Origin of the sequence: Kineococcus indalonis (genome assembly GCF_009906395.1) — a bacterium.
GTDB lineage: Bacteria > Actinomycetota > Actinomycetes > Actinomycetales > Kineococcaceae > Kineococcus > Kineococcus indalonis.
On record NZ_JAAALM010000604.1, the window covers coordinates 1 to 2,183 of the forward strand.

Here is a 2,183-nt window from a genome sequence, read left to right on the forward strand (position 1 = left end):
TTCTCGGGCTGTTCCGACGATCGGCGGAACAGCCCGAGAAGAGGAACCCCACTGTGACCGCGCTTAGCTCCGAGGCCGCCGACTTCAGCTGGCTCCTCGACAACTTCGTCCGCAGCACCCCCGGCGTCCAGCACACCGTCGTCGTCTCCGCCGACGGCCTGCTCATGGCGATGTCGGACCAGCTGCACCGCGAGGCCGGCGACCAGCTCGCCGCCATCGTCTCGGGCGTCTCCAGCCTCGCCCGCGGCGCCGCCCGCCAGCTCGACTCCGGCGAGGTGCGCCAGGCCATCATCGAGATGGACGACTCGTTCTTCTTCCTGGTGAACGTCTCCGACGGCTCGGTCCTGGCCGTCTCCGCCGAGGCGGGCTGCGACGTCGGCCTCGTGGGCTACGAGATGGCCATGCTGGTGCAGCGCTTCGAGACGGTCCTGACCCCGCAGCTGGTGTCGGAGATGCGGGCCTCGCTGCCCGTCTCCGCCCCGGCCGGCGCCCGGTGGTGACCCCTCCATGACAGCAGCAGGGAGCGCGGACCTCTGGTCCGACGACGACGAGGACACCGAGGAGTTCACCGTCCGCCCGTACACCGTCACCGGTGGGCGCACGCGCCCCACGAACGTCGACCTGCCGGTCGAGGCGCTCGTGGAGGCCCTGGCCGAGCCGGAGATCGGCATGACCCCGGAGCGGCGCCGGGTCCTGGAGCTCACCCGGACCTCGTACCTGTCGGTCGCGGAGCTGTCCGCCCACGTCCACCTGCCGGTCGGTGTCCTGCGCGTCGTGGTCAGCGACCTCGCCGCCACGGGCAAGGTGCGCGTCCACGGCCTGACCCTGGCCACGTCCCCCCAACCCGCGACCACCATCAGCGTCCTGGAGAGTGTTCTCGATGGCATTTCCTCGCTCTGACGTGAGCGCCCCCGCGCCAGGCGCTGCGGGGACCGCCACGGAGCCCGCCGCCCCGCCCACCGTCGTCAAGATCGTCGTGGCCGGCGGGTTCGCCGTGGGCAAGACGACCTTCATCGGGTCGATCTCCGACATCGAGCCGCTGCGCACCGAGGCGGCCATGACCGAGCACTCGGTGGGCGTCGACGACGCGGGCCTGAACTCGGACCGCAAGACCTCCACCACGGTCGCGATGGACTTCGGCCGCATCGCCCTGCCGGGCAACCTGTGGCTGTACCTGTTCGGCACCCCCGGCCAGGACCGCTTCCTGTTCATGTGGGACGACCTGGTCAAGGGCGCCATCGGCGCGGTCGTGCTGGTCGACACCGACCGCCTGGACCAGTGCTTCCCGGCCGTGGACTACTTCGAGTCCCGCGGCATCCCCTTCGTCGTGGCGGTCAACTGCTTCGACGGCGTGGCCCAGCACGACCTGGGCTCCGTGCGCGAGGCCCTGGCCGTGCCGGACCACGTGCCGCTCGTCTACACCGACGCGCGCAGCAAGGCCGCCACCAAGCACAGCCTCATCACGCTCGTGCAGACCGCGCTGGCCCGCCTGAACCAGGGCTGACCCGGCGCCGACGCGCCCGGCCGGAGGCCGGCACCCCGCCCGGGGTGCCGGCCTCCGGCCGTCTGCGGGTGCCCCGCGGGCGGCGCGGGCGGGGTGCGCGCCGGGAGCGCGCTTCAGCTCAGCGGCGCTGCTGCCGATGGGTGGACCAGGCACCACGAGCGACGGCCCGCCCGCGAGGGCGGACCGCCGCACCCCCGCACATCACCCCGTCGCGAGAGTCGGAGCGGAACCGCATGGACGACATGGACGAGATCGTCCAGGAATTCCTGGTCGAGAGCTACGAGAACCTGGACCAGCTGGACTCCGACCTCGTCGCGCTGGAGCAGCAGCCCGGCAGCCGGGAGCTGCTGGCCAGCGTCTTCCGGACCATCCACACCATCAAGGGCACCAGCGGCTTCCTGGCCTTCTCCCGCCTGGAGTCCGTCGCCCACGTCGGCGAGAACCTGCTCGCCCGCCTCCGCGACGGCCAGCTGGTCATGACGCCGGTCACCACCGACGTGCTGCTGCGCATGGTCGACACCATCCGCGCGCTGCTGGCCGCCATCGAGGAGAGCAGCAGCGAGGCCTCCGTCGAGGTCGACGCCGTCGTGGCCGCCATCCGCGCGGTGCTGGACGGCGAGGAGCCGGTGCTGCCGGCCGCCGACGGCGCCGGCAGCACCGGCTCCTCGCCGTCCAGCAC

4 protein-coding genes are annotated in these 2,183 nt (G+C 72.3%); all 4 read left to right on the forward strand.

Going from position 1 to position 2,183, the window contains the following annotated elements; genetic code table 11:
• Positions 1-53: 53 nt before the first annotated feature.
• On the forward strand, positions 54-500 hold the full coding sequence (locus tag GTR00_RS19395) for a roadblock/LC7 domain-containing protein (RefSeq protein WP_166613196.1): 447 nt from the start codon (positions 54-56) through the stop codon (positions 498-500).
• A gap of 7 nt (positions 501-507) precedes the next feature.
• Positions 508-900, forward strand: a complete 393-nt coding sequence (locus GTR00_RS19400; RefSeq protein ID WP_166613197.1) for a DUF742 domain-containing protein — start codon at positions 508-510, stop codon at positions 898-900.
• Complete coding sequence (locus tag GTR00_RS19405; protein ID WP_166613198.1) at positions 881-1,504, forward strand: GTP-binding protein; 624 nt, start codon at positions 881-883, stop codon at positions 1,502-1,504. The genes GTR00_RS19400 and GTR00_RS19405 overlap by 20 nt, the downstream gene beginning before the upstream one ends.
• Before the next feature lie 233 nt (positions 1,505-1,737).
• Positions 1,738-2,183: Hpt domain-containing protein (locus tag GTR00_RS19410; RefSeq protein ID WP_205706221.1), on the forward strand; the 446-nt coding region annotated here is incomplete at its 3' end.

Coding starts and splice junctions, on each gene's coding strand:
- GTR00_RS19400 (WP_166613197.1), top strand. CDS start 508: ATGACAGCAGCAGGGAGCGCGGACCTCTGGTCCGACGACGACGAGGAC.
- GTR00_RS19405 (WP_166613198.1), top strand. CDS start 881: ATGGCATTTCCTCGCTCTGACGTGAGCGCCCCCGCGCCAGGCGCTGCG.